We start from the raw sequence: 22,008 nt of genomic DNA on the forward strand, positions 1-22,008 counted from the left end.
AGGTCGCCGGCGGTCACTCTTCCCGGGTCCGCACCCGTTTGCGGTGGCTCGTGTCGCAGAAGGGGAACCGCTTGCTCCGGCGGCACGCGCACACCGCGACGACGAACCGATCGGACCGCACCACCTCGCCGTCGGGCGTGCACAGCTCGACCGGTCCTTCCACGAGGACCGGGCCGCCCGGGACGACCGTGACCCGGCGGGGCCGCTCAGCGGTCGGCACGCAGCACCACCAGCTCCTCCATCCGCTGTCCCGGCTCGATGAGCCCGGCGGCTTCCAGGAACTCCGTCCGTCCGGAAAGGACCGGGCCGAACGGGATGCGGACTCGCCGATCCACCGACGCCCGGAGTCCTTGCGCGGACAGCATTCCCAGCGAACGGTCCACACCGGACAGTGCCGACTGGACGAGCAGCAGCGTGCCACCGGGGCGCAGCAGCGTGCCCGCCTGGGCGCACAGCGGGTCGAGGATCGCGCGGCCGTCGGGGCCCGCGTCCCAGCCGCGGGTCGAGCGGACCGTCGGGGCCGGGGAGGGCACGTAGGGCGGGTTGGCGACGACGACGTCGAACGGGCCCTCCGCCAGTGCGGTCATGAGGTCTCCGCGGCGGGGGCGGACGCGCAGCCGCCGGGTGAACGCGTTGAGCCGCACCGAAGCCAGCGCCCGGCGGGAGAGGTCCAGCGCCAGCACGGTTTCCGCGCCGCGGCGGGCCAGCGTCAGCGCCTGCGCGCCGGTGCCCGTGCAGAGGTCGAGGGCCCGGGCACCGGGCGGGATCGCCAGGTCGCCGATCGCCGCCGCGAGCAGGGCGGTGTCCTCCTGGGGGCGGTAGACGCCCGGCAGGCGCAGCAGCCGCGGGGGCGCCGGCACGGGCCGGGGAACGACGGGCCGGGCGGCCAAGGGGCCCGGGCGGACGGGTTCCGCCGACGTGGTCATCTCGGTCTCCTTCACCTCGCCGCGGCCCGGCGCACTCGCCGGCGGACTACCGCGTCGCACCCGGCTACCCGGCGAAGATCAGGGCAAACGCCGCCGGTTGAACCGGCGGCCGCGGGGTATCCGATCCGGAAGGACCACGAGGGAAGGCACGAAAGATGACGTCTCAGGACCGCACCCAGCACCCGACCGACCCGGCGGAAGGCGCGCGTGGCGACGACCCGCACGGCGACACCCCCGAGGCGCAGCGCGAAACGCTCCGCGGCGAGCAAGGCACCTCGAGCGGCGATCAGCACGACGACAGCGACCCGCAGTCCGGCTGACGTCGCTCGACGAACCGAGATGTCCACTGGAGACGGCCGGCGCTACCGCCCCGGACCCGCGGCACGGCGACTCGACGAGGCGGGACCGTGCTCGTGCCGGTGCGCCTCGGCCGTCCCCGCAACCCCGGTCACGCGGCCGCCGGCGTCTCCTCCATCAGCAGCAGAGCGCCCTGGCTCTCCCCGTTCGTCCCGCGCAGTGCGCTGCACCGCAGGCGGACCACCGTCGCGCGGCCGCGGCGGTTGATCGCATCGACCTTGATCTCGCGGTGGAACCCGGCGTCCGCCAGCGCGTCCCGGACCGCCGGACGCAGCTCCGTCAGCGGCAGGCCGATGTCCAGGTTCAGCAGGTGGCGCCCCTCCGCCTCTTCCCGGCGGACGCCCCACAGGTCCTCGGCGCCGCGGTTCCAGGCCTTGACGCGCATCTCCCGGTCGACCACCACGATCCCGGCCCTGACCGACGTCAGCACCGACTCGAGGAATTCGTTGACCTCGTCGAGGTCGCGGCTGCGCTCGCGCAGCGCGTCGTTGATCGTCTGGAGCTCGTCGTTGGTCGACTGGAGCTCCTCGTTCATCGTCTCCAGCTCCTCGTTGGTGGACTGGAGCTCCTCGTTCGTGGTCTCCAGCTCCTCCACCGTCGACTGGAGCTCTTCGTTGGTGGTCTCGAGCTCCTCGTTCGTCGACTGCAGCTCTTCGTACGCCGACTCGAGCTGGCGGTTCGTGTGCTCCAGCTCGGTGAGCAGCTGCCGTGCCCAGCTGACGTCGTGGAACACGATGGACACGCCGAGCAGCTTCTTGTCCTTGCCCGTCAACGGGTTGATGTGGACCTCGTACCAGACGGCCTCGCCGGCCCGGCGCCACTCGACGTCCTTGATCCGCAACGATCGCCGCTCCAGCCGCGCCTGCTCGACGTAAGCGCGCAGCGCCACCGGGCGATAGGACACGTCGAGGTCGCGCAGCGGACGGCCGATGTCGCGTTCGGACAGTCCGAACGCGACCTCCGCCTGCGCGTTGACCAGCGCGGTGAGCTCGTCCTCGGTCACCACGATCTGGGCGACCGGGCTCGCCGAGAAGGCGTGCTCGCGCAGCTCTGCGAGCCCGGAGATGTCGTGGTTGCGGCGCTGCGGGAAACCCGGCGAGACGAAGTGGTTGTAGCTGACCGGCGCGTTGACGGCCTTGCGGAACACCCGGCGCTTGAGGTCGAGGGGTTCGAAGATCCGGGCGTGCGAGAGCAGCATCTCGGCCTTGCCGAGGAACAGCAGGCCCTTGGGCGCCACCGCGAAGTGGAACCGCTCGAGGATCTTCGTCTGCGTCTCGGCGTTGAAGTACATCAGGGTGTTGCGGCAGACCAGCAGGTCGATGCGCGAGATCGGCGCGTCCTGCACCAGGTCGTTGCGGCCGAAGATCACCGACCGGCGCATGTCCTTGCGGAAGCAGTAGCGGCTGCCCTGCAGTTCGAAGTACTGCTCCAGCTGACCTTCGTCGAGCCCCTCGACCTCAGCGGAGGTGTAAGCCGCGTGCCGGGCCTGGGACAGCGCGTCGTCGTCGACGTCGGTGGCGTAGATCTTGACCCGCTGGCGGAACGCGTCGATGCCGATCGCGTCGGCGAAGAGCATGGCGAGGCTGTAGGCCTCCTGCCCGCCCGCGCAGCCGGCGCTCCACACCCGGATCGGCTCCTCCGGGTTGCGCTCGGCCAGCAGTCCGGGCAGCACGTGCTCACGCAGGTACTCCCACGCCTCGTGGTCCCGGAAGAACCCGGTGACGTTGATCAGGATCGTGTTGAACAACGCCACGAACTCTTCGGAGTTCACCTGGAGCTGGTCGATGTACTCCGTGTAGCTGTCGATGCCGATCTGGGTCATCCGCCGGCAGACGCGCCGCATGAGGCTGCTGCGCTTGTAGCCGGTGAAGTCGAAGCCCCGCGACTCCTTCAGGTAGGCCAGCACCGACTCGAATTCGCCGTTGGGTTCCTTGAGCTCGGTCACGGTCCGACACGCTACCCGCGGTCGCGGCCGCTCGAAGGAGCGGCACGCCTGGTGAGCACAGCCCAGACGGTCTTGCCACCCGACCACGAGCGGCTGCAACCCCACACCTTCGCCACCTGGGCGATCATGCGGAGGCCGAGTCCCGGTTCGAGGGAGCTGAGCCGCTCCAGGAGGACCGCCGGGCGCGGGCTGTCGTCACTGACCGCGACGCTCAGGATGCCGCGCCGCAGCTCCAGCCGCAGCCGCGGCGGCGACTCGGTGTGCCGGACGGCGTTCTCGACGAGTTCCGTCGCGATCAGGAGCGCGTCTTCGGTGAGGCCCGCCACGCCCCATTCGGCGCACACCCGGCGGACGAAGTCGCGGGCGAGAGCGGACGAGTTCACCGAACGGGCGAGCAGCTGAGCGGCCCGGCGACGCGGGGGCCGGGACAGCAGGTGCTCGGCCGTCTCGCGGTCTTCGTACACCGGCACGAACTTGTCGACGGTCCGGTCGGCGAACATCGTCCGGTGCTCGGGACGGGCGGTGACCACGCTGAAGGGGATGCCCGGCCAGTCCCCGATCCGCATGGCGATCAAGGAGAACACGGTCACGAGCGCGGCGTCGTCGACGTCCAGCCCGTCGATGTCCGCGATGAGCCCGTCGGGGGACTCCGTGGCGATCTTGAGCAACCCGTCCCGCAGGTCGGGGTACGAATTCAGGTTCAGCGCCCCGGTGACGAGCGCGGTGGTCGCCCCGGCCCGGTACTGCGGCACCAGGTGCACCTGCCCGGCAGCGGGGTTCACGACGAGGTCTCCGTTTCCGAGTCCGGGTCCGCCGACAGGGAGAACAAGAACTTGCGCAGCGTTTCCGCGGCCTCGGCGCATTCCTTCGCGGTGGTGGCGTACCGGTGGGCCAGCAATCCGTGCTTGCGGTGCTCCGAGTTCTTCTCCAGGCGCCGCGCCAACGCGGCCTTTTCGTCGAGTGAGCGCAACGCCGTCCACAGGGCCCGCTGGAACTCGGTGTCCTGCGCGCCCAGCAGCGCCTCGGCCGACCAGGCGTGCCCGATCCGGCATCGGTACTGGCCGGCCGCGTCGACTTCCATCAGGGCCCCTTGGCAATCCGGACAGGTGAAGCCCGAGGGTGGGAGGTCTTCGTCGGGCACCACGGACCCCAGCCGCACGCCGTCCCGGGCGATCCGGTCCTCGAGCAGCAGGGCGGCCGACAGCTGCGGGGCGACGACCTCTTCCACCGGCCGCCGGACGAGCTTGTCCAGCGCCGGGCCGATTTCGGCCGCCGGCAGCACGCATTCCGCGTCCACCAAGGCCAGCGCGTTCTCCGGCATGCCCGTGTACAGGGCGTCCGCCGGGTCCTGCACCACCGCCAGCCCGCCACGGTCGACGATGGAGCGAAGTCCCAGCGCTCCGTCGTCGAGCGTGCCGGAAAGGACCACGCCGATCGCCCGGGACCCGGCCGTGACCGCGGCCGAGCGAAAGGTCGCGTTGATCGCCGGCCGATGGCCGTTCTCCGTCGGCCCGCGGGTCAGCACCAGTGAACCGTCGTCGGTGAGCAGGTGGTGATCCGGCGTCGCGACGTAGATGACGCCGGGCCGCAGCGCCGCCCCGTGGGTGGCGGGGAACGCCGGCAGCGGCCCGGCGCGGTCGAGGATCAGCGGGAGCGCGCTGCGGGCTCCCGGGGGGAGGTGCATGACCACCAGGATCGCCGCGGGGAAGTCCACGGGCAGCGACCGCATCACCGATTGCAGGGCTTCCACCCCGCCGGCGGACGCGCCGACGACCACGATGTCCCGCTGGACTGCGGGCACGGCCACCACCTCCTGTCACCACGGTAGACCCTCGGCTTCTCCCCGGGTAGCCCGCTGGTGACAGGACAAAACGCGGTGGTTACTCCTCGGCGAACCCGAACGGCAGCGCGTCGACGCACGCCTGGTACTTCTCCGCCATCTCGTGCTCGGTGTGCGCCGCGACAAACAGCTGCGCCAGCTCAAAGCTGTAGCTGTCCTGCTCCGGCAGGTCCGACAGCCGCTGCCCCACCTCGGGCACGATCGAGATCTGGGTACCGTCGACGCGGTCCTGGATCGTCGCGATCTCCTCGGGGGTCGGCACGCGCGTCACGACGCCGTCTTCGAACCGGCGCAGGTACCACTTGCCGGCGATCTGGTACTTCCCCTTGCTGGGCCGACGCCCGGGGTCCTGGCCCAAGCCCAAGCGCACCATGATCTCGTGGTTGGCGACCCCGTCGACGAACTCGAACAGCTCGGCGTGCGACTGCGAGTGCCGCGGGTTGATCTCCAGCAGCGCGACCTGGCCCGATTCGGGGTCGCAGAAGAACTCGATGCTGAAGGTGCCGTTGTCGTAGCCGATCCGCTTCATCACCCGCTCGGCGACCTCGCGCATCCGCCGGACGGGCTCCTCGCCCAGCTGCGACGGGTACTGGTGGCGCAGGAACGACGAGCTGTCCGGGTAGTTGATCGAGTCGAGGGCGCCGTAGACGACGACTTCGCCGCGGTACACGTAGCCCTCCACGGCGGCCTGTACGCCCTGCAGGGCTTCCTCGGCCAGGCACGCCGCGCCGCCGACCCGGGCGATCTCCGGCGGCAGCTGCACCTGGTCGAGGACGTAGCCGAACGGCTCCCCGACTCGGGCGACGCCGGCGCGGATCTCGTCGACCGCGCCGGCGAACTCGGCCTCGTCGCGGGCCTTGAACGCGAGTTCGGAGGAGAACGACTTGACCGGCTTGAGCCACATCGGGAAGCCGACGCCCTCGGGCGGCGCCGGTCGCTCGTCGTCGAGGTCGACGATGCCGAAGTTCGGCAGCTCGTCGATCACCTCGCGCTGTTCCAGCCGGCTCCAGTACTTGTGCTCGCACTTGAGGACGGCTTCCAGCGACAGGCTGGGCAGGCCGTAGCGGGCGCACAGGATCGGGACGAGCGTCGCCGCCGGGAAGTCCCAGTAGGTCACGATCGCGGCGACGTCACCGTCGAATGCGTCGAGCTGGTGCTGCGCGGTCTTCAGCAGCGCCTCGAAGTCGATCTCGCCGTGTTGCAGCTCTTCCGGGGTCAGCAGGCCGTGGAAGTCGTAAGTCCCCGCCCACGGCAGGCGGTCCAGTACGCGCTGGTTCTCTTCGTCCAAACCGACCACAAAAATGTTGGTACTCATGTCAGAAGGCCTACCCGGGCCGCGGAACCGCCGAAACGGACCAGACGGCCCGTTTGCCCGGGCCCGGAGCGGGAATCCCGCCGCCATGACTGCGCTGCCCGAACCGCTGTCCCTCTGGGTCGACACCGCCCCCGCGCCGGACCGAACCGGGGTGCCGGTGCCCGCGGAGGCCGATGTCGCGGTGCTCGGTGCGGGCATCGCCGGGCTCACCACCGCCCTGCTGCTCGCCCGCGGCGGCCGCTCGGTCGTCGTGCTGGAGGCCGAGCGGGTCGCCGCCGGGGTGTCCGGCCACACCACGGCGAAGGTCAGCGCCCAACACGGGGCGAAGTACGCGGAGCTGACGTCCCGGCACGGCGCCGGAGCGGCCAAGACCTACGCCGGATCGCAGGTGGCGGCCCTCGAGTGGATCGCCGCCACGGCGGCCGAGCTCGGGCTCGACTGCGGCTTCACCCGCGCGGACAGCTACGTCTACACGACGCGGGAGAACAGCGTCGACGCGGTGAAGCGGGAGGCCGACGCCGCCGCGGCGGCGGGCCTGCCCGCGTCCTTCGTCGAGGAAGTCGCGCTCGACGTGCCCGCGCTCGGCGCCGTCCGGACCACCGGGCAGGCGCACTTCCACCCGCGCCGATGGCTGCTCGGCCTGGCCGATGAAGTCGAGCGGGCGGGCGGCACGGTCGTCGAGAACGCCCGCGCGACCGCGCTGAACGGGCAGACGGTCCGCACGTCACGCGGCGACGTCGTGGCGGGCCAGGTCATCGTCGCGACCCACTACCCGGTGCTCGACCGCGGCCTCTACTTCGCCCGGCTCGAGCCGGTCCGCGACCTCGTCGTCGCGGGCCCGGCGGCCGGGAACGCCGAGCCGGCGGGCATGTTCCTCGACACCGACACGCACCATTCCGTGCGCGGGTACGCGCACGCGGGCACGCCGATGGTGATCGCCGGCGGCGAGCACTACCGAGTCGGGGCGCACGTGAACGTCGAGCGCCGGTACCGGCGGCTCGCGGACTGGGCGGACGCGCACGCGGGCCTGCATCGCGTGACCCACCGCTGGTCCGCCCACGACATGTCCACCCCGGACGGCCTGCCCTACATCGGCCGGTACCTGCCGGGGACGAAGAACCTCTGGGTGGCCACCGGGTTCGGCCAGTGGGGCATGACCGGCGGGACCGCGGCCGGGCACGTCCTCGCGGCGCGGATCCTCGGCGAGCCGCACCCGGCCGCCGACCTGTTCGACCCCAACCGCTTCGACGCCCGTTCGGTGCTCGGCGTGGCGGAGGACAACCTCACCGTCGCGCGGTACCTGATCGGCGACCACGTCGCCGCCCTGTGGCGATCGGACAAGCTCGACGACCTCAAGCCGGGCGACGCCGAGGTCGTCCGCGTCGGCGGCGAGCTCGTCGCCGCCCACCGCGACGAAGCCGGGCAGCTGCACACCGTCGGCGCGCACTGCACGCACCTCGGCTGCCTGGTCTCGTTCAACGACGCCGAGAAGACCTGGGACTGCCCCTGCCACGGCTCGCGGTTCGGCGTGGACGGCGAAGTCGTGCAGGGCCCGGCGGTCCGCCCGCTGCGCCGGGGGCCCGCGTGAGCCTGCCCGCCGTCGCCGCGTGCCGGCGGGTGCTGGCCGACGCGATCGACGGCGGGCCGGCGAGCGACCCCTACGGAGGCTCGCCGAGCTGACCGCCCCGCCGCACCCGCCGGACGCCTAGCCGGAGGCGAGCTTCTTGCCCGCGTCGTACAGCAGGTGCAGCGCGTCGGCCGCGCCCACGGCCGTCAGCACCGTGGCCACCAGCCGGGTCGGCTTCGGGGCCATGATCAGGCCCGCGGCCAGCCCGGTGCCGATCCACACGTCCAGGCAGAACGGGCACGAGACCAGCTCGCCGATCGCGTGCCCGGCGTGGCCCTTCGCGGGGACCGACTCGTTCAGCTCGTCCTCCCCCGCGGGTTCCTCGTAGCGGGTGAACGGCGCCCGCAGCGGGCTCGTGATGGCCGCCTTGGCCAGCATCCGGCTCGCCTTGAACGTCGCCGCGCCCAGCAACGCCGTGTCGGCGGCGCCGATCCGGTGCGGTACCCGGGCGCCGAGCAGGCGGCCCAGCGCCGTCAGCCCGCCGACGAAGGCGCCGTACGCCCCCATGGCGCCGGCGTACCCGGCCAGCGGGCGGTCGGCGTCGCCGGCGTAATCGCGCTGCACCTGCTTCGCCTTGGCCGAGATGTCTTTGACGACGCTCATGCGTCCGCCGATCCGGGCTTCATCATCTTGCCCTGCTGCTTCGCCTTGGCCTCGTCCGGCAGCACGCGTGAGGCGGCCGCCTGCAGCTTGTTCTTCGCCATACCCGCGACGACCTTGTCCTCGCCGGCCATCAGCGCTTCGTAGCCGGCTTCGGCGATCTCGGCCGCGGAGTCCTTGTCGCCCGCGGCGAGCTTGGTGTCCTCCATGTCGGCGCGCTCGAAGAACTCCGTGTCGGTCGGGCCCGGCAGCAGCGCCGTCACGGTCACGCCCTTGTCCTTCACCTCGCCGCGCAGGCCTTCGGAGAACGACGTCAGGAACGCCTTCGAGGCGGCGTAGACGGCCTGGTAGGGCGCCGGGGACGTGCCGGCGATCGACGAAGTGAACAGCACCCGGCCGTGGCCCCGCCCGACCATGCCCGGTACCACCCGCTTGGTCAGGTGCACGGCCGAGCGCACGTTGAGGTCGACGACGGTCAGCTGGTCCGCCAGCAGGGTGTCGCCCGCGAACTCGCCGTTGATGCCGACGCCGGCGTTGACGGCCAGGGCTTCGACCGGGCGGCCGGCCAGGTGCCGGACGAGCTCCTCGACCCCTTCGGCCGCGGCGAGGTCGGTCCGGACCGTCTCGACCCGGGCCCCGCACGCGCGGACCTGGTCGGCGGCCGCGGCCAGCTCGTCGTCCTCGGCGGCCAGCACGAGGTCGAAATCGTGCCGGGCGAACTGCTTCGCCAGCTCGAACCCGATGCCGCTGGACGCGCCGGTGACGACGGCCAGGGGCTTGGTGGCGGTGGTCATGAGACCGCTCCCTTCCGATTGGTCTCCCCGGCGTACCCGGGCAGGCGGCCGGCAATCATGGTTTCCCGATGCACGGGGCGGGTATTTCGCCGCGATGGGACGCACCAGACTCCGCCGCAGTGACCTGCGCGGCCCCGGCATCCGGCGGATCCGCCGCGGCCGCGGGTTCTCCTACGCCACGACCGACGGCGAACCGGTCACCGACGCGGAGCTGCTCGACCGGATCAAGGGCCTGGTCATCCCGCCGGCCTGGCGGAACGTGTGGATCTGCCCGTACCCGAACGGGCACGTCCAGGCCGTCGGGACCGACGACGCGGGACGGCGCCAGTACCTCTACCACGAGCAGTGGCGCAAGGACCGCGACGAAGAGAAGCACGACCGCGTCCTGGCGATGGCGCGCCGGCTCCCCGCGTGGCGGGCGGCGGTCGAGGCCGACCTGGCCGGGTCCGGCCTCACCCGGCAGCGGGTCCTCGCGGCAGCGCTGCGGATGCTCGATCGAGGGATCTTCCGCACCGGCGGCGAGGAGTACGCGGAGGAGAACGGCACCCACGGCGTCGCGACGCTGCTGCGGGAGCACGCAGCGGTCCGCGGGGACGAGTGCCGGTTCTGCTACGTCGCCAAGGGCGGTCTCGACCGTGAGGTGGCGATCCGGGACTCCGCTTTGGCCTCGGTGCTGAAGTCGCTGCTGCGCAGCCGGCCGGGCAGCGACCGCCTGCTCGTGTACCGCGAAGGCCGGACCTGGCACGAGGTGCACGCGGCCGACATCAACGAGCGGTTCAAGGAGCTGGCCGGCGACGACTGCACCGCGAAGGACCTGCGCACGTGGAACGCGACGGTGCTGGCGGCGACCGCGTTCGCCACGGCGGAGGCTCCGGCTTCGAAGGCCGCGCAGAAGCGCGCGGAGGCCGGGGTGATGAAGGAGGTTTCGAAGGCGCTCGGCAACACCCCGGCCGTGTGCCGGTCGTCCTATGTGGACCCGAGGCTGATCGAGGCGTACCGCGCCGAGCGCACGATCGCGCCGGCGCTGAAGCGGGCCGCCCGCGTCGATGGGGACGACGCGCGGGCGGTGCTGGAGAAGGCCTGCGCGCGTCTGCTCAGCCGCGCGTGATTAACCATCACCCGGGCGGGGAACCCGCCGGACGGTTCAGCCATCCGCGACCATCAGGGGGCACGGTGAGTGAGCGCCGATCCACCCGTCCGTGTACTGGCCCGCGGACCCGGTCGTCCGGGAACCTGGGACCAATGGATCCCGACGCTTCCCCCGTGCGCTGGCGCGCGTCGATCGGCCTCGCGGTCGGCGGCGACGGCCCGGTGTCGAGCATCGTGGAATCCGACCACGGGAGCGAGGGCTCGGCCCGGGAATGGATCGAGCGGAAACTGCCGGGAACGAGGTTCCCGGCGTGGATCCCGGCGGCTCGGCGCGCCGACGGCGTGGAACTGTTCGGCCGGGTCGTCCGCGGCCGCGTGGTGACGGGACGCCTCCTGCCGACGTGGGAGTCCGAGGGAACGCCGGTGTGGCACGCGGACCGGGCCGGCGATCAGGTGCAGTGGCGCCGGTGTGCGGCCGAAAGCGACGAGCGCTGACGGTTGGTCAGCCTGCCTCGCCTCTACATGTCACGAGTCGTTCACCGCGCCCGGCGCCAGGGCTCCGGCAAAGTCACGGCCGCGCGGAGCCGGGTGTCGCGAATGAGTCATGGGGGGCGTCGGAGGTCTCGAATGAGTCATTCGCGGCGTTCGGCGGGGTTGGCGGGGTTGGCGGGGTTGGCGGGGTTGGCGGGGTTGGCGGGGTTGGCGGGGTTGGCGGGGTTGGCGGGGTTGGCGACGTCAGGTGCCCACATCCGTGCGCAGCAGGCAGAACTCGTTCCCCTCCGGGTCCTGCAGCACTTCCCAGGACTCGCTGCCGTCCTGGCCGACATCGGCCGGCCGCGCGCCCAGCGCCAGCAGCCGGGCCAGCTCCGTCTCCTGGTCCGCGCCCGCCGGGCTCACGTCCAGGTGCAGCGGCAGCTTCCCGCGGCGCGGGTTCTCCGTCTGCGCCAGCACCAGCGTCGGCGGCCCGGCGCCGAAGCGGCCGCCGGGCGGCCCCAGCTCGAGACCGTCGGGCTCGTGGCCGATGACCTCGTAGCCGAGCACCGCGCACCAGAACTCCGCTAGCCGGTCGGGGTCCCGGCAGTCCAGCACGAGCTCGGTGATCCGGCAGGCCATCCGCTCAGCTCCGTTCGGTTTCCCTCGCCACGGCCGTGGCTTCGTCCTCGTCCATCGCCTTCGTGTCGCGCGGCGGCAGGAACGGCTCCTCCTGGTCCTCCTCGCGCCCGGCCTCGATGGAGCGGCCGCGGGCGACCTCGGCGTCCACCTCCGCCCCCAGCAGGATCGCGACGTTCGAGATCCACAACCATACAAGGAACACGATCACCCCGGCCAGCGAACCGTAGGTCTTGTTGTACGACCCGAAGTTCGCGACGTACAACGCGAATCCCGCCGACGCCAGCACCCACAGCACCACGGCCACCAGCCCGCCCGGCGTCAGCCACTTGAACCCCGGCTGCCGCACGTTCGGTCCCACCCAGTACAGCAGCGCGAACGCCAGGCTGACGAGCAGCGCGATCACCGGCCACTTCGCGATCTCCCACACCAGGACCCCGGTCGACCCGAGCCCGATCAGGTCGCCGATCCGGCGGGCGACCGAGCCGGTCGCCACCACGCCCAGCGCGCACGCCGCCAGCAGCACGACGATGCCGATGGTCAGCGCGATCCGCAGTGGGATCGTCTTCCAGATCGGGCGGCCTTCGGGCATGCCGTAGATCGAGTTCGACGCGCGCATGAACGCGCCGATGTAGCCCGACGCCGACCACAGGGCGCCGAGCAGGCCGATGATCGCCAGCGGCCCGGCCAGGCCGCGCGAGCCGGCCAGTTCCTTGATCGCGCCGACGAGGATGTCCTTGCTCTGCCCGGGAACGAGCTGGTTGATGTTGTCGATCACGGTCTGGATCGCGTTCGGGCCCAGGAGACCGAGGATCGCCGTGAGCACGATGATGCCGGGGAACAACGACAACACGGCGTAGTAGGTGAGCGCCGCCGCCCAGTCGGTCAAGTTGTCCCGGTTGAACTGCTTGAAGGTGCGTTTGAGCACCCCGCCCCACGTCCGCTTGTTCAGCTCGCCCGGTCCGTCGGGTTCACTTCCTCGTCCGGCCACCGCCGCCACCTCCTGCTTCGTCGGCGCGGGCATACCCCGTCCGGGACGGGGTACTCCTCTCTGGTCCCGAGAAGCAGGAGGAAGCCGTGACCGAGGTCAGCCGCGTGATCGACGTGCCGCCCGAGGCCGTGTTCGAGGTCCTCGCCGACGGCTGGCTGTACGCCGGCTGGGTGGTCGGAAGTTCCCACATCCGCGACGTCGAGCCGGAGTGGCCGGCGGTGGGCTCGCGGATCCACCACAGCGTCGGCCCCTGGCCGGTGCACATCCAGGACGAGACGGTGGTGACGGCGGTCGAGCCGGGCCTTTCCTTGTCGCTGGAGGCCCGAGGCTGGCCTCTCGGCGCGGCGGCGGTCGGGCTCACGCTCGTCCCGCACGGCGAAGGGACCCTGGTCCGGATGACCGAGCACATCGTTCGCGGGCCGGGGAAGGTGTTGCCGGCGGCGCTGCAGTCGCTGCTGATCAAGCCGCGGAACACCGAGTCGCTGGCCCGGCTGGCGGATTTGGCGACGGGCAAGCACGCCCGGGCGAAGGGCGGCCACCCGCGGCCGTAGCCCCTGGTCGCCCATCGCCGCCCACGCCAAGGGTCGCGAATGACTCATTCGCGACCTCCGACGCCGCCAATGACTCATTCGCGACGCATGGAGGGGTCCGGCTCGCACCCGCGCCGCCCCGCCCAACGTCTTGAATGAGTCATTCAGGACCTCCCAGACCTGAATGACTCATTCAAGACACCGGAGTCAGCCGTAGATCGCGCGGTGGGCCGCCCGGATCACCGCCGCGTACCCGCCACCCAGCCGCCCGGCCCGGGCCAGCGCCGCCCGGGCCGCGTTCGCCCCCGGGCCGCCGTGCACCGCGCCGCCCGGGTGGGCCGATGCTCCCGCCAGGAACAGCCGGTCCACCGGCGTGTCCGCGCGACCCGTCCCCGGCACCGGGCGGAAGAACAGCTGCTGGTGGATCGCCGTCGTCCCGGCGTTGATCGCGCCGCCCACCAAGCCGGGGTTGTGGTCCGCCAGCTCGGCCGGCCCCTGCAGGTAGCGGGCCTTGATCAGGCCGGTGAACCCGGGCGCGTTCGCCTCGACCGTCTCCTCCATGCGCTTGGCCCGCCGCTCCAGGGCCGCGCGGTTCTCCATCGTGCCGCGCGGCACGTGCGTGTACGCCCACGCCGCCTCGGTGCCCGCCGGCGAGCGCGTGGGGTCGGTCGTGGTCATCTGGCCGAGCAACAGGAACGGACGGCGCGGGGTCCGGCCGCGCGCGAGCTCGCCGCCGAACGCCGACAGCCCGTCGAGGTCCGTTCCGAGGTGGATCGTGCCGGCGCCGCGCGCGCCCGGAGCCGTCCACGGGATCGGACCGGACAGCGCCCAGTCCACCTTCACCGTCGCGCTGTCCCATTCGAACTTGCCGAGGTCCTCGACCAGCCGCGACGGCAGCCACTCCTCCCCCACCAGCTGGCGGTACAGCACCGGCGCGGGAACGTCGGCGAGCACGGCCTTGAGGGCCCGCACCGGAGTGCCCGAGCCGTCCCGCACGCCCAGCGCGCGGCCGTCGCCGATGAGGATCTCCCGCACCGGACGTCCACAGTGGACCTGGCCGCCGCGCGACTCCAGCCGGCGCACCAAAGCCGAGATCAGTTCCCCGGCGCCGCCTTCGGGCACCGGGAACCCTTCGTCCTGCCCGATCATCGCGAGCAGCCAGCCGAAGACCGCGCTGCCCGCGTTGTCCACGGAAAGGTCGCTGTGCGCCGAGTTCCCCGCCACCAGCAGCCGGGCGCCTTCGCCGGCGAACAGCTCGTCGCCGAACCGGCGGGCGGGCAGCGTCAGCATGCGCGCCAGCCGCAGCGCGTCGGCCGTGCCGGTGCGGCGCAGCAGCTTCAGCGTGGGGCGGACCGGCGGGAACGGCGTGAACAACGCGTTCAGCAGGGGCTCGCGGATGTCGCGCCACTGCTCGAACAGCCTGCGCCACGCGTCGCCGTCGCCGGGCGCGAACTCGTCGACCGACGCCGCCGTGCGGTCGATGTCGCGCGAAAGCACGACGCTCCGGTCGTCGGGCAGCACGTGCGCCAGGACGTCGGGCGCGTGCCGCCAGCGCAGGCCGTGCTCCTCCAGCCGCAGGCTCTTGATCGCCGGCGACACCGCCGTCAGCGGGTAGAAGGCGCTGAACAAGTCGTTGCGAAAGCCGGGCTCGGTGACTTCGGCGGTCCGGACCGCACCGCCCGGGTGATCCGTGGCCTCCAGCACGAGCACCGACCAGCCCGCGTCCGCGAGGACGTTCGCCGCCACCAGGCCGTTGTGCCCGGCGCCGATCACGACGGCGTCGACGGCTTCGGTACTCACTGGCGGCCTCCCGGCGATCAGGACTGCGACTGGTGGCTCGGCCCGACCCGGGTGAGGGAGCGGAGCCGGGCCAGTGCCCCGTCGCGGCGCGGCGGAGCCAAGGGCGCACTCGCCGCCCCCGCGCCCGACCGGAGCCCGGCGACCAGCTCGGCGAGCGCGGACGCGGCGTCGTACCGAGGTTGCCAGCCCAACGCGGTCTCCGCCAGCGTCGTGTCGGCCAGCGCGGCCCGGTCGGCGAGTTCGAGCCAGCCCGGGTGCAGCGGCAGCGCGCCGGTCCGCCACGCGGCCCGGGCCGCGACCTGCACCAACGGCTTCGGGACCGGCACGCGGACCCCGCCGAGGACCGCGGCCAGCCCGTCGGCGTCCAGCACTTCGGGCGCGGCGAGGTTGACGGGGCCGGTGAAGCGGGCGTCGAGGATCAACCGGATCGCGTCGGCGACGTCGGAGGTGTGCACGATCTGCGCGCGCAGGTCCGTCCACAGCGGAACCGGTAACGCGCGCCCGCCGACGAGGCGGGCGGGCACGACCGGGCCGAGCAGCCAGCGGGCGAACTCCCCGGCGGCGCGCCGGTGCAGGATCGCGCACGGCCGCAGCCGCGCCACGCGGACTTCCGGGTGCCGCTCCCCGAACCGGTCGAGCAGGGTTTCCAGCGCGGCCTTGCCGCGGCTGTAGGCGCTGTGCGCGACCCCGGTGCACGGGTGGGCTTCGGGCACCTTCTCCCAGCGGGGCGCGGGGCCGTAGGCGGCGACGGACGACGCGACGACCAGGTGCGGCACGCGCGCGGCCGCGACCGCGGCCAGGACGTGCCGGGTGCCGTGGTCGTTGGTGCGCCACATCGGCGGGTCGCCGCGCACCGGCGAGATGGCCCACGCCAGGTGGACCACGGCGTCGGCGTCCTCGAACAGGCTGGTCAGCTCCCGGTCCGCGCCCGGCTCGCCGACGTCGACGGCGCGCCAGCCCGCGGCGCGGTAGGGCTCGGCCGTCGTGTCGGGCAGCCGCCGGGCGAGCCCGACGACGTCGTGGCCGGGTTCGAGGGCGTCGAGCAGCGCCGTTCCGACGTTGCCGGTGGCTCCGGTGATCACGATCCGCACACCCGGTGCGTACCCCGTCACGCGCGGGTGAAACTCAGACCAGGTCCCGCGGGATCCGCCGGTGCCAGTTCCGGGACACAATGCGTCGAGCGCCGTCGTAGCCGTCGAGCTGGGCGTCGATGACGAACTCGGTGTCCGTGCACGACACGCGGGTCCGGGTCTCGCTGCGCGCCACCCACTCGCCGCGGGCGAACGTGACCGACCACTCGGTCTCCGCGACCGGCGAGCAGAAGTCGTCGGCGACCCAGCTGTAGCGCTCGCGGACGTCGCGGGTGACCTCCAGGTCGAGGTCGTCGAAGCGGACGGTCCCGGCGTTCTTCACGATGTCCAGCGCGGAGTGGTAGTCGACGAGGTCCCGCGAGACGGTCCAGCGCTGCTCCCCCGGCGTCACGGCCGTCACCGGGATCGGCGGCGTGCCTTCGGGTTCGCCGAAGGGGCGGGCCGGCAGCTCGTCCGGTTCGGCGACCGGACGCACCGGCAGCTCCAGCGCGCTGTGTCCGGTGTGGACGGACAGCAGCACGGGCTTCGGCGGCGGCCAGGCCAGCGGCCAGTACGAAGTGGACAGTGACAGCCGCATCCGGTGTCCCGCCGGGAAAGCCTGCGCCACGGCGTTCAGTTCGATCTCCACCGCGCAGCGCTCGCCGGGCTCCATCGGCGCGGGCTCGTCGTGCCCGTCGCGGTGGGTCAGGTTGAGCAGGCCGTAGGTGACGCGCGTGGCGCGCCCGTCCGGGGCGACGTCGGACAGCCGGGCGGCGACCATCGCGACCGGCTGGTCGGCCGAGACCTCCAGCCGCACCTTCGGCGAGCCGAGGATCTCGCAGCGCTCGGTGAGCACGTCGGTGTCGAAGACCAGCGACCCGCCGTCCTCTTCGCGCTGGTCGTAGGGCAGGTCGGGCGGGGCGCTGTAGGAGGCCCACTTGCCGCTGAACTGCCCGACCGACAGCGGCGACGACACGGTCAGCGCGTGGTCCTCGACTGCCTCGCCCGGTTGCGCGAGGCGGTGCGGCGCCAGCGGCAGCTCGGTCGGCTCCACGTGCGGCGACGGCCATGTGGCCTCGCCGACCCACCGGCCGGGCCGGTCCTCGTACGACGTCGACGGCGGGACGCTCTCCTGCAGCCACGTTCGCAGCATCGGCCCGTCCATGGCTTCGTTGTGCTCGCCGCGGAGCCAGTGGTCCCACCACGTCACGACTTCCTGCAGGTAGCCGATGGCCGGACCCGGCTCGCCGAGGTGCGGGTACTTGTGCGACCACGGCCCGATCAGGCCGCGCCGCGGGACGTCGAGGTGGGCCAGCAGCCGGAGGACGGCGTTGGAGTAGCCGTCGGCCCAGCCGCTCGAGGCGAGCACCGGCACCTGGACGTCGCTGTAGTTGCCGCAGACCGAGGCGTGCCGCCAGTAGTCGTCGCGGCGCTGGTGGGCGAGCCAGTTCTCGATCCACAGGCTGCAGCCGTCCAGCCGCTCCCGCCACATCTCGCGCCACCGCTCGCCGACGACCGCCGGATCCGGGGGCAGCGTGGCGTAGGCGAACATCGTGCCGGACTCGGCGACGTTGTCCGACAGCAGGCAGCCGCCCATGTAGTGCATGTCGTCGGCGAACCGGTCGTCGGTGAACGACGAGATCACGATCGCCCGCAGGCTCGGCGGCTTCCGCGCCGCGACCTGCAAGGCGGCGAAGGCGCCCCACGAGATCCCCATCATCCCGGTGTCGCCGGTGCACCACGGCTGCGCGGCGATCCACTCCAGGACGTCCTCGGCGTCGAGCTGCTCGCGTTCGAGGTACTCGTCGGCCAGAACGCCCTCGGACTCGCCGGTGCCGCGGATGTCCACGCGTACGCAGGCATACCCGTGCCCGGCGAGGTAGGGGTGGTGGATGGAGTCGCGGGGCGCGGTGAGGTCGCGCTTGCGGTAGGGGATGTACTCGAGGATCGCCGGTACCGGCTCGGTGTCCGACGAAACCGGCCGCCAGATGCGGGCGGACAGGACGGTTCCGTCGGACACCGGGATCCGGACGTGGTCGGTCTCGGTGATGGCGTACGGCAGCGAGGTGACGGCTCGCAACGGCAAGTTCCTCCCGGGGTCTACGGCTGGAGCAGGATCTTCTGGGCGCCGTCGAGCTTCTTCTGGAAGATCTCGTACGCGCGGGGCGCCTCGGACAGCGGCAGCTTGTGCGTCGCGAAGCCCTCGACGCCGAGCGGGTCGCCGTCCGCGGTGAGCACCGGCATGATGTCGTCGAGCCAGTGCCGGACGTTGGCCTGGCCCATCCGCAGCTGGATCTGCTTGTCGAACAGCTCCATCATCGGCATCGGGTCGACCATGCCGCCGTACACGCCGGACAGCGAGATCGTGCCGCCGCGGCGGACGCTGTCGATGGCCGCGTACAGCACGCTCAGGCGGTCGATGCCGGCCTTCTCGGTGATCTTGGCCCCGAGCTGCTGCGGCAGCAGGTTGACGAGGTTGTGCGCGAGCTTGCCGATCGGGGCGCCGTGGGCCTCCATGCCGACGGCGTCGATGACCGAGTCCGCGCCGCGGCCGCTGGTGAGCTGGCGGATGGCGTCGCCGATGTCCTTGTGGTCGCGGGTGTCGAGCGCGGTGACGCCGGACTCGCGGGCCCGGGCGAGCCGCTCGGGCACGAGGTCGACGCCGATCACCTGACCGGCCCCGCGGTGCCGCGCGACGCGGCAGCTCATCTGCCCGATCGGCCCGAGCCCGAAGACGACGACGGTGCCGTCCTTCGGGACGTCGGCGTACTCGACGGCCTGCCACGCGGTGGGCACGACGTCGGAGAGGTAGACGAACCGCTCGTCCGGCGGGCCGTCCGGCACCTTGATCGGGCCGTACTGCGCCTGCGGGACGCGCAGGTATTCGGCCTGGCCGCCGGGGACCTGACCGTAGAGCTTGGTGTAGCCGAGCAGCGACGCGCCCTTGCCCTGTTCCTTGACCTGGGTGGTCTCGCACTGCGACTGCAGGCCGCGTTCGCACATCCAGCAGTGGCCGCAGGAGATGTTGAACGGGATCACGACGCGGTCGCCGGGCTTGATGCCGGTGACGGCGTCCCCGACCTCCTCGACGATCCCCATCGGCTCGTGGCCGAGGATGTCGCCCTCGGTCATGAACGCACCCAGCACCTCGTACAGGTGCAGGTCGGAGCCGCAGATCCCGGTCGAGGTGACGCGGATGACGGCGTCGGTGGATTCCTCGATCTTGGGGTCCGGTACCTCCTCGACGCGGACGTCGCGCTTGCCGTGCCAGGTCACTGCCTTCATGGCTCTCCCTCTCCGCGTGCGGGTCCCGTATGGGTCTTCCGGCCCGGTTTCCCGCGTGGGGGGAACGCAAACGCGGCTCAGGTGAGCGCGTCCGCCACCAGGTACACCGCCGCCGCGACGGCCGCCGCCGCCGGGAACGTCAGGACCCAGCCCAGCACGATGTCGCGGGCGATCCCCCACCGCACCGCCGACAGCCGCCGGGTCGCGCCGACTCCCATGATCGCCGCCGTGATCACGTGGGTCGTCGAGATCGGGGCCTTCACCGCGAACGCCGTCACGTACAGCACCGACGAGGCCACCGACTCGGCGACGAACCCATGCGGCGGGTCCAGCGGGAACACCCGCCGCCCCAGGGTCCGCATGATCCGGAGACCCCCCGAATAGGTGCCCAGCGACAAGGCCGCCGCGCACAGCAGCGTCGCCCACAAGGGCACGTCGAACGTCTTCTGCTCCCCGGCCGCCACCAGGGCCAGGACGATCACGCCCATGCCCTTCTGCGCGTCCTGCAGACCGTGGCCGAGGGCGAGCGCCGACGCCGAGAGGATCTGGAAGCGGCGGAACACCCGGCCGCTGCGGTGCGGGTTGGCGCGGCGCAGCAGCCACAGCGCCGCGACCATCGCGAAGTAGCCCAGACCCAGCCCGAGCAGCGGGGACGCGACCATCGGGATCAGCACCTTCTCGCCGATCCCGGCCCAGTGCACGGTGCTCGCGGCGGCCAGCGCCGCGCCGACCATGCCGCCGATCAGCGAGTGCGAGGACGACGACGGGAGCCCGAAGTACCAGGTGGTCAGGTTCCAGGTGATGGCCCCGGCGAGCGCCGCGAACACGACCGTGAGCGCGTCCGGGCCGGCCGGGACGTCGATGATGCCCTTGGCCACCGTCGCGGCGATGCCGGTCGACAGCAGCGCGCCGGCCAGGTTCATCACCGCCGCCAGCAGCAGCGCCGCGCGCAGGGTCAGCGCCCGGGTCGACACCGCGCTCGCGATCGCGTTCGCGGCGTCGTGGAACCCGTTGGTGTAGTCGAAGAAGAGCGTCAGGACGATCACCACGACCAGGGCGGCGGTGCCCGTCACTCAGGACTCCTTGACGGCGATGGTCTGCACCACGTCGGCGACGTGTTCGAAGGCGTCGGCCGCCAGCTCGAACTGCTCGACGACCTCCTTGGTCTTGAGCACCTCGAGGGCGTCCCCGCCGGGCTCGAACAGGTGGGCCAGGATCCGCCGGTAGACCCGGTCGGCCTCGTTCTCCAGCTCGTTGATCTCGATCCAGTACGGCTCGAGCTCGCCCACCTTCGCCAGCCCCGGCATCGACGTCGCCGTCAGCTCCGCGGCCCGGCACAGCACCCGGACCAGCAGGTCGGTGCCCGGCGGGAACGCCTCGATGCGGTACAGCACGGCCAGATCCGCCGCGGTGTCCATGAAGTCGAGCACGTCGTCGATCTTCCCGGCCAGCGCCTGGATGTCCTCGCGGTCGAACGGGGTCACGAACGAGCTGTTCAGCTCCACCATGATCGTGTGCATCAGCTCGTCGCCGTGGTGCTCGACCTCGTGCAGGCGCTTGGCGAGCGGCTCCCTCTCACCGGGCTCGGCGGTGATGAGCTCGCGCAGCACCGCGGTGCCGGTCACCAGGTTCCTCGCCATGTCGGTGAGCAGGTCGAAGAACCGGGTACCCCGGGGGGTGAACCGCATCGATGGCCGTCCCTTCGTCGACGCGAGCGCCGTGAGCCGGGTACCCCGCACCGGGGCACGTTTAACAAGCTGTCTCCGGGAAACCAGGGGGTCATGACCGATCCCGGCTCCCGGCGCCTGAGAGTACTGCTCTGGCACGTGCACGGCTCGTGGACCGACGCCTTCGTCCGCGGCCGGCACCGGTACTTCCTACCGGTCTCCCGTGAAGGCGCGCCGTGGGGGCTGGGCAAGGCCGGCCGGGACTGGCCGTCGGTGACCGAGGTGCCACTGGACCGGCTGGCCGAGACCGAGCCGGACGTCGTCGTCCTGCAGCGCCCGGAGGAGCTGGACCTCGTGGCGGGCCTCGGCGTGCCGGCGATCTACGTCGAGCACAACGCGCCGCGGCCGTACGCCGCGTCGAGCGAGCACCCGCTGTCCACGCGATCCGACATCACCATCGCGCACGTGACCCACTTCAACGAGGCGATGTGGGACTGCGGCCGCGCCCCCACCACCGTCGTCCCGCACGGCATCCCCGACCCGGGCGCGCGCTACACCGGCGAGCTCGCCGCGGGCGTGTCGATGATCAACGAGCCGGTGCGCCGGCGCCGGGTGACCGGCGCGGACCTCCTCGAAACGCTCGCCGAAGCCGCTCCGGTCGACCTGTTCGGCATCGGGACGGAAGAGGCCGGTGGCCGCGGTGACGTCCCCGCGCCGGCGCTGCACGACGAGATCGCCCGCCGCCGCGTCTACCTGCACACCGCCCGGTGGACGTCGCTGGGACTGTCCCTTCTGGAGGCGATGCACCTGGCCATGCCGGTCGTCGTCTTCGCCGCCACCGAGGCGATCGAAGCCGTGCCGCCCGACGCGGGCGTGCTCTCGACCGACGTCTCCGTGCTGGCCCGGGGTTTCCGCGAGCTGGTGCACGAACCCGACTTCGCCGCGCTCGCCGGCAAGAACGCCCGCGAACACGCCTTGAAAAAACACGGGCTGAGCACCTTCCTCTCCACTTGGGACCGCCTCCTCGCCGAGGCGGTCCGCTGAACCCGAAGGGAACGCCGC

The 22,008-nt window shown here is 72.2% G+C and carries 22 protein-coding genes; 6 read left to right on the forward strand and 16 right to left on the reverse strand.

Going from position 1 to position 22,008, the window contains the following annotated elements:
• Positions 1–13: 13 nt before the first annotated feature.
• On the reverse strand, positions 14–220 hold the full coding sequence (locus AB0N03_RS24950; protein WP_364376192.1) for a CDGSH iron-sulfur domain-containing protein: 207 nt from the start codon (positions 218–220) through the stop codon (positions 14–16).
• Positions 207–926 (reverse strand): methyltransferase, encoded by a 720-nt coding sequence (locus tag AB0N03_RS24955; protein ID WP_364376195.1) that lies wholly within the window; start codon positions 924–926, stop codon positions 207–209. Before AB0N03_RS24955 ends, AB0N03_RS24950 begins: the two co-directional genes overlap by 14 nt.
• Before the next feature lie 155 nt (positions 927–1,081).
• On the opposite strand from AB0N03_RS24955, the gene AB0N03_RS24960 reads away from it, so the two are divergent.
• The gene (locus tag AB0N03_RS24960) at positions 1,082–1,246 is read left to right on the forward strand and encodes a hypothetical protein (RefSeq protein WP_364376198.1); all 165 of its coding nucleotides are present in this window, start codon (positions 1,082–1,084) and stop codon (positions 1,244–1,246) included.
• A gap of 128 nt (positions 1,247–1,374) precedes the next feature.
• Here AB0N03_RS24960 and AB0N03_RS24965 read toward each other — a convergent pair whose 3' ends face one another.
• The 4 genes from AB0N03_RS24965 to AB0N03_RS24980 all read right to left on the reverse strand — a co-directional run bounded on the left by AB0N03_RS24965 (position 1,375) and on the right by AB0N03_RS24980 (position 6,383).
• Positions 1,375–3,228, reverse strand: coding sequence for a CheR family methyltransferase (locus tag AB0N03_RS24965; RefSeq protein WP_364376201.1), 1,854 nt, complete (start codon positions 3,226–3,228; stop codon positions 1,375–1,377).
• Between the two features lie 11 nt (positions 3,229–3,239).
• Positions 3,240–4,010 (reverse strand): ATP-binding protein, encoded by a 771-nt coding sequence (locus tag AB0N03_RS24970; protein WP_364376204.1) that lies wholly within the window; start codon positions 4,008–4,010, stop codon positions 3,240–3,242.
• On the reverse strand, positions 4,007–5,038 hold the full coding sequence (locus AB0N03_RS24975; RefSeq protein WP_364376207.1) for a chemotaxis protein CheB: 1,032 nt from the start codon (positions 5,036–5,038) through the stop codon (positions 4,007–4,009). Before AB0N03_RS24975 ends, AB0N03_RS24970 begins: the two co-directional genes overlap by 4 nt.
• A gap of 70 nt (positions 5,039–5,108) precedes the next feature.
• Positions 5,109–6,383, reverse strand: a complete 1,275-nt coding sequence (locus AB0N03_RS24980; RefSeq protein WP_364376210.1) for an ATP-grasp domain-containing protein — start codon at positions 6,381–6,383, stop codon at positions 5,109–5,111.
• Between the two features lie 85 nt (positions 6,384–6,468).
• On the opposite strand from AB0N03_RS24980, the gene AB0N03_RS24985 reads away from it, so the two are divergent.
• Positions 6,469–7,971, forward strand: coding sequence for an FAD-dependent oxidoreductase (locus AB0N03_RS24985; protein WP_364376213.1), 1,503 nt, complete (start codon positions 6,469–6,471; stop codon positions 7,969–7,971).
• A 117-nt stretch (positions 7,972–8,088) separates the two neighbouring features.
• On the opposite strand, the gene AB0N03_RS24990 is transcribed toward AB0N03_RS24985, so the two are convergent.
• Positions 8,089–8,613, reverse strand: a complete 525-nt coding sequence (locus AB0N03_RS24990) for a DUF1360 domain-containing protein (protein WP_364376216.1) — start codon at positions 8,611–8,613, stop codon at positions 8,089–8,091.
• On the reverse strand, positions 8,610–9,404 hold the full coding sequence (locus AB0N03_RS24995; protein WP_364376219.1) for an SDR family NAD(P)-dependent oxidoreductase: 795 nt from the start codon (positions 9,402–9,404) through the stop codon (positions 8,610–8,612). The genes AB0N03_RS24990 and AB0N03_RS24995 overlap by 4 nt, the downstream gene beginning before the upstream one ends.
• Before the next feature lie 94 nt (positions 9,405–9,498).
• On the opposite strand from AB0N03_RS24995, the gene AB0N03_RS25000 reads away from it, so the two are divergent.
• On the forward strand, positions 9,499–10,512 hold the full coding sequence (locus AB0N03_RS25000; RefSeq protein ID WP_364376222.1) for a DNA topoisomerase IB: 1,014 nt from the start codon (positions 9,499–9,501) through the stop codon (positions 10,510–10,512).
• 134 nt (positions 10,513–10,646) lie between these two features.
• Positions 10,647–10,988 (forward strand): hypothetical protein, encoded by a 342-nt coding sequence (locus AB0N03_RS25005; protein ID WP_364376225.1) that lies wholly within the window; start codon positions 10,647–10,649, stop codon positions 10,986–10,988.
• Between the two features lie 240 nt (positions 10,989–11,228).
• Here the strand turns inward: AB0N03_RS25005 and AB0N03_RS25010 are convergent, their stop codons facing one another.
• Both AB0N03_RS25010 and AB0N03_RS25015 read right to left on the reverse strand, forming a co-directional pair.
• Positions 11,229–11,606 carry a VOC family protein gene (locus AB0N03_RS25010; protein ID WP_364376228.1) on the reverse strand — a complete coding sequence of 126 codons (378 nt, stop codon included), beginning with the start codon at positions 11,604–11,606 and terminating at the stop codon, positions 11,229–11,231.
• Between the two features lie 4 nt (positions 11,607–11,610).
• A complete protein-coding gene (locus AB0N03_RS25015; protein ID WP_364376230.1) occupies positions 11,611–12,627 on the reverse strand; it encodes a YihY/virulence factor BrkB family protein in 1,017 nt (338 codons plus the stop codon).
• Positions 12,628–12,680: 53 nt separating this feature from the next.
• Between AB0N03_RS25015 and AB0N03_RS25020 the strand changes: the two genes are divergently transcribed.
• The gene (locus tag AB0N03_RS25020; protein WP_364376233.1) at positions 12,681–13,145 is read left to right on the forward strand and encodes an SRPBCC family protein; all 465 of its coding nucleotides are present in this window, start codon (positions 12,681–12,683) and stop codon (positions 13,143–13,145) included.
• A gap of 186 nt (positions 13,146–13,331) precedes the next feature.
• On the opposite strand, the gene AB0N03_RS25025 is transcribed toward AB0N03_RS25020, so the two are convergent.
• From AB0N03_RS25025 to AB0N03_RS25050, 6 genes are all read right to left on the reverse strand, one after another.
• On the reverse strand, positions 13,332–14,924 hold the full coding sequence (locus AB0N03_RS25025; RefSeq protein ID WP_364376236.1) for an NAD(P)/FAD-dependent oxidoreductase: 1,593 nt from the start codon (positions 14,922–14,924) through the stop codon (positions 13,332–13,334).
• A 17-nt stretch (positions 14,925–14,941) separates the two neighbouring features.
• Positions 14,942–16,015, reverse strand: coding sequence for an NAD-dependent epimerase/dehydratase family protein (locus AB0N03_RS25030; protein WP_364376239.1), 1,074 nt, complete (start codon positions 16,013–16,015; stop codon positions 14,942–14,944).
• A 34-nt stretch (positions 16,016–16,049) separates the two neighbouring features.
• A complete protein-coding gene (locus AB0N03_RS25035) occupies positions 16,050–18,074 on the reverse strand; it encodes a CocE/NonD family hydrolase (RefSeq protein ID WP_364376242.1) in 2,025 nt (674 codons plus the stop codon).
• 20 nt (positions 18,075–18,094) lie between these two features.
• Positions 18,095–19,279 (reverse strand): zinc-dependent alcohol dehydrogenase, encoded by a 1,185-nt coding sequence (locus AB0N03_RS25040; protein WP_364376245.1) that lies wholly within the window; start codon positions 19,277–19,279, stop codon positions 18,095–18,097.
• Between the two features lie 77 nt (positions 19,280–19,356).
• Complete coding sequence (locus tag AB0N03_RS25045) at positions 19,357–20,352, reverse strand: inorganic phosphate transporter (RefSeq protein ID WP_155543624.1); 996 nt, start codon at positions 20,350–20,352, stop codon at positions 19,357–19,359.
• A complete protein-coding gene (locus AB0N03_RS25050; RefSeq protein ID WP_364376249.1) occupies positions 20,353–20,967 on the reverse strand; it encodes a DUF47 family protein in 615 nt (204 codons plus the stop codon).
• 93 nt (positions 20,968–21,060) lie between these two features.
• Here AB0N03_RS25050 and AB0N03_RS25055 point away from each other — a divergent pair, with 93 nt between their 5' ends.
• Positions 21,061–21,990, forward strand: coding sequence for a glycosyltransferase (locus tag AB0N03_RS25055; RefSeq protein WP_364376252.1), 930 nt, complete (start codon positions 21,061–21,063; stop codon positions 21,988–21,990).
• Positions 21,991–22,008: the final 18 nt, after the last annotated feature.

The organism is Amycolatopsis sp. NPDC051061, assembly GCF_040682935.1.
Classification (GTDB): Bacteria; Actinomycetota; Actinomycetes; order Mycobacteriales; family Pseudonocardiaceae; genus Amycolatopsis.